The following is a 5,166-nucleotide window of genomic DNA, read 5'->3' on the forward strand; positions in this document are numbered from 1 at the left end:
AGGGGGAGTTCGAGTTCCAGTCCTTCGCACACGGTGTTCAGGGCGTCCGCGAACACGGGGTAGGCGTCGTACAGTTCCCGACCCATCCCCAGCCGCTGACTGCCCTGACCGGTGAACAGGAAGGCGAGCTTGCCGCGCGCCGCAACCTCACCCCGGACGATGTGCGACGCCGCTGTCGCGTCGTCGGAGGCGAGTGCGGCCAGGTCCGCGAGGGCGCGTTCCCGGTCGGTGGCCACGACGACGGCGCGGTGTTCGAGGGCGGCGCGGCCGGTGGCCAGGGAGCGGCTGATGTCCGCGGCCGACTGCTCGGGGTGGGCCCGCAGGTGGGTGAGGAGGCGCTCGGCCTGGGCCCGCAGGGCGGCCTCCGTACGGGCCGAGACGGGCCACGGGAGGGCCGGGGGGACGACGGTCCGGCGCTGCGGCGCCGCCTCGGAAGTCTCGGACGCCCCGGAGGCTTCGGATGCCTCGGATGCCTCGGGCGCGGCCGATCCGGCCTGCGTGGCGTCGGACGCTGCTCCGGCGACGGGCTCGGGGTCGGCGGGGACCTCGGCCGGTGCCTGCTCGATGATGGTGTGCGCGTTCGTACCGCTGATGCCGAACGAGGAGACCGCCGCGCGGCGCGGACGGCCCGTCTCCGGCCAGTCGACCGTGCTGCGCAGCAGCGATACGGCGCCCGCTGCCCAGTCGACCTTGGTCGACGGTTCGTCCACGTGGAGCGTCTTCGGGATCCGGCCGTTCCGGATCGCCATGACCATCTTGATGACGCCCGCCACACCGGCGGCGGCCTGGGTGTGCCCGATGTTCGACTTCACCGAGCCGAGCAGTAGCGGCCGGTCCTCGGTGTGTTCCCTGCCGTAGGTGGCCAGCAGCGCCTGGGCTTCGATCGGGTCGCCGAGGGTGGTGCCGGTGCCGTGGGCCTCGACCACGTCGATCTCGGCGGCCGTGAGTCGGGCGTCGGCGAGGGCCTGGCGGATGACGCGCTGCTGGGACGGGCCGTTGGGGGCCGTGAGGCCGTTGGAGGCGCCGTCCTGGTTGACGGCCGAGCCCCGGACCACGGCGAGGACGCGGTGGCCGTTGCGGCGGGCGTCGGAGAGCCGCTCGACGAGGAGCATGCCGGCGCCCTCGCCCCAGCCGGTGCCGTCGGCTGCGTCCGCGAAGGACTTGCAGCGTCCGTCGAAGGACAGGCCGCGCTGTTTGCTGAACTCGGTGAAGGTGCCGGGCGTCGGCATGACGGTGACGCCGCCCGCGAGGGCGAGCGTGCACTCGCCCTTGCGGAGCGCCTGCATGGCGAGGTGCAGGGTGACGAGGGAGGAGGAGCAGGCCGTGTCGACGGTGAGCGCCGGGCCCTCCAGGCCGAACGTGTACGAGACGCGGCCGGAGGCGATGCTGCTGGAGCCGCCGGTGCCGAGGTAGCCCTCGACCTCCGGCGGTACGGCGCGCAGCCGTGACGCGTAGTCGTGGTACATGACGCCGGTGAACACGCCGGTGCGGCTGCCGCGCACCGAGGTCGGGTCGATGCCGGCCCTCTCGAAGGACTCCCACGCGATCTCCAGCAGCAGCCGCTGCTGGGGGTCCATCGCGACGGCCTCACGGGGTGAGATGCCGAAGAACTCCGGTTCGAAGCGGTTGGCGGTGTGCAGGAAGCCGCCTTCCCGCACGTAGCTCGTGCCGCGGCCGTCGGGGTCCTCGTCGAACAGGCTTCCCGTGTCCCAGCCCCGGTCGGTCGGGAAGGGCGAGATGGCGTCGGTCTCGTCGGACACCAGCCGCCAGAGGTCCTCGGGGGATTCGACGTCCCCGGGGTAGCGGCAGCTCATCCCGATGATCGCGATCGGCTCCTGCTCCTCCGACTCGACCTCCTGGAGCCGGCGGCGCGTCTCGTGGAGATCGGCCGTCACCCGCTTCAGGAAGTACCGGAGCTTTTCCTCGTTCATGCGTGCATCCCTCGTACAGAAGCCGTGGAGTCAGGGTGGTGGGAAGGGGTGGGGTGGAGCTGCCGCGTCATGAGATGCCGAACTCCTTGCCGATGAAGTCGAAGAGGTCGTCGTCGGTCGCGCTCTCCAGTGCCTCGGCCACGTCGGGGCCGTCGGGCTCGGCCGGGACGTCCGCCGCCGCGTCCGTGGCCTCGCTCCAGGCGGTGAGCAGCGCTTGGAGGCGTTCGGTGATGCGGTCGCGGCCGGCGGAGTCGGGCGTCGAGGTGACGAGCGTCTTCTCCATCCGGTCCAGTTCGGCGAGCAGTGGGGGTACGGCCGCCGCGCCGTGCTGCCAGAGTTCGTCCCGCAGGTATTCCACGAGTGCGGTCGGCGTCGGGTAGTCGAAGACGAGGGTGGCGGGCAGTCGTACGCCGGTTGCGGCGCCGAGCCGGTTGCGGAGTTCGACGGCGGTCAGCGAGTCGAAGCCGACCTCGTTGAACGACCGTGCCGGGTCGACCGCTTCGGGTCCGGCGAAGCCGAGGACCCCGGCGACGTAGGCGCAGACGAGCTCCAGCAGGGACTCGTCCCGTGCGGCGGGCGAGAGTGCGGAGAGGCGCTCGCGCAGTTCCGCTCCCCCGTCGGTGCCGGCGGCGGTGGTGCTTCCGGCGGTCCGGCGGGTGGGTGTGCGGACGAGGCCGGAGAGCAGCGGCGGGAGCATGCCGGCGCCCGCCTGGCTGCGGAGTGCGGCCGGGTCCAGCTTGACCGGCACGAGCAGTGACCGTCCGGTGGCCGGCGCGGCGTCGAACAGGGCCACGCCCTCCGCGGCCGTCAGGGCGTTGACGCCACCCCGGCCGAGCCGGGAGACATCCTCGGCGGCGAGGGTGTCCCCCATGCCGCCCGTCTCGGCCCACAGGCCCCAGGCGAGCGAAGTGGCCGCCAGGCCCTGGGCGTTGCGGTGAGCGGCCAAGGCGTCCAGGAAGGTGTTCGCCGCCGCGTAGTTGGCCTGGCCGGCGCCACCGAACACACCGGCCGCGGAGGAGAACAGCACGAACGCGGAAAGGTCCAGCCCGGCCGTGAGTTCGTGCAGGTTCCACGCCGCGTCCACCTTCGGACGCAACACCGCCGACAACCGCTCGGCGCTCAAGGACCCGATGACCCCGTCGTCCAGGACACCGGCCGTGTGCACGACACCCGTCAGCGGATGCTCCGCCGGGACAGCGGCCAGTACGGCCACCAGCGCGGCCCGGTCGGCGACGTCACACGCGGCCCACGACACCTCGGCACCCAGACCGGCCAGCTCCGCCGACAACTCGGACGCGCCCTCGGCCGCCCCACCACGACGACTCACCAGCAACAGGTTCCGCACACCATGCTCGGTCACCAGGTGACGGGCGAAAAGCCCACCCAGCGAACCACTCGCACCCGTCACCAGCACCGTGCCCGCGGCGCCCCACTCGGTGGCCGGGGCCCCGGTGGCCGACGCACGCGCCAGCCTCGGCAGCAGGACCGCGCCCTCGCGCACCGCGACCTCGGACTCGCCCGAGGCCAGTACGGCGGCCAGGGCCCGGTAGGACGCCTCCGTGCCGTCCGTGTCGGCCAGGACGATCCGGCCGGGGTTCTCCGATTGCGCCGAGCGGACCAGGCCCCACACCGGAGCGTGTACGAGGTCCGGGAGGTCCTCGCCCGGTACGACGGCCACCGCGCCCCGCGTCAGGAACAGCAGGCGCGAGTCCGCGAACCGGTCATCGGCCGTCCATTCCTTGAGGAGTTCCAGCACCCGGGCCGTCGCGGCGTGCACCGCACGCGGCACGTCCTGGGCGTCGGTCGACGGGGAGGGCAGCGGGACGCAGATCAGCGTCGGGTCCGCGAGGGTTCCGAGGCCGTCGTGGGTCTCGTAGCGCACGCCCACCGCGTCGAGCCCGGGGTGGCCGTCCGCGAGCAGGGCCCAGGGGCGCTGTTCGGCCGCGGGGGCCGGGGTGAGCGGAACCGGCGTCCACTCGATCTGGAACAGCGACTCGTGGCGGCCGCCGCGCGCGGCGCCGATCTGCTCGGGCGAGACGGCCCGCAGGGCGAGCGACTCGACCGAGGCGACCGGTGCGCCCGCCGGGTCGGCGAGCTCCAGCGACACCGCGTCGCGGCCGGCCGGGGCCAGCCGGACCCGTACGGCGGAGGCGCCGGCAGCGTGGAGCCGTACGCCGCTCCAGGCGAAGGGCAGTCGGCCCTGGCCGGTGTTCTCGACGAGGGAGCCGAGTCCGGCGGCGTGGAGGGTGGCGTCCAGGAGCGCCGGGTGAAGGCCGAACCAGTCGGCCGTCCCCGCGGTCTCCTCGTCGAGGCTCACCTCGGCGTACACGGCGTCGCCGTGCAGCCAGGCGGCCCGCAGGCCCTGGAAGGCGGGGCCGTAGTCGAATCCGGCGGCGGCGAGGCCTTCGTAGAGGCCGTCGATGTCGACCGGTTCGGCTTCGGCGGGCGGCCAGGTGGTGAGGTCGGCCGGCGGGGTCGGGGCGTCGGCTCCGGTGGCGAGGACGCCGGTGGCGAGGACGCCGGTGGCGTGCCGCGTCCACGGCTCGTCGGCCGGGCTGTCCTCGTCCCGGGAGTACAGCGACAGGGCCCGTCGGCCGGATTCGTCGGCTCCGGAGAGGGACAGGCGGAGTTGGATTCCGGCGCGCTCGGGGAGGACGAGCGGTGCTTCGAGGGTCAGCTCCTCCAGGACCTCGCAGCCCACCTGGTCACCGGCGCGGACCGCGAGTTCCACGAAGGCCGTGCCGGGCAGGAGGACCGAACCGAGGACGGCGTGGTCGGTGAGCCACGGGTGGGTGGCCGCCGCGAGGCGGCCGGTGAAGAGGTAGCCGTCCGAGTCGGGGAGTTCGACGGCCGCGCCGAGCAGCGGGTGGTCCGTCGTGCCGAGTCCGAAGCCGGCGGCGTCGCCCGGGGCGTACTGGCCGGTGGGGGCCGAGTCGAGCCAGTACCAGTCGCGTTGGAAGGCGTAGGTGGGCAGCTCGATCCGGCGGGCGCCGGTCGGGGCGAAGTAGCCGTCCCAGTCCACGCTCGCGCCGTGGGTGTGGGCGAGGGCCAGGGCGGCGTTGAGTGTCTCGGGCTCGGGGCGGGCGGTGCGCAGGGCGGGCGCGAACCGGGCCGCGTCGTCCTGGGTGAGGCAGTCCTGGGCGAGGGCGGTGAGGATTCCGTCGGGACCGAGTTCGAGGTAGGTGGTCACGCCGGCGGCTTCCAGGGTGCGGACGCCGTCGAGGAAACGCACGGC

General features: G+C 73.7%; 2 protein-coding genes. Both read right to left on the reverse strand.

All coding sequences use genetic code 11. The annotated features are described in order from the left end of the window. A partial coding sequence (locus NOD94_RS40130) for a type I polyketide synthase (RefSeq protein WP_281211185.1) occupies nucleotides 1–1,931 on the reverse strand: 1,931 nt, incomplete at its 3' end. A gap of 67 nt (nucleotides 1,932–1,998) precedes the next feature. Then, nucleotides 1,999–5,166: type I polyketide synthase (locus NOD94_RS40135; protein ID WP_281211186.1), on the reverse strand; the 3,168-nt coding region annotated here is incomplete at its 5' end.

The sequence above is a fragment of the Streptomyces sp. Isolate_45 genome (assembly GCF_024721315.2).
Lineage (GTDB): Bacteria > Actinomycetota > Actinomycetes > Streptomycetales > Streptomycetaceae > Streptomyces.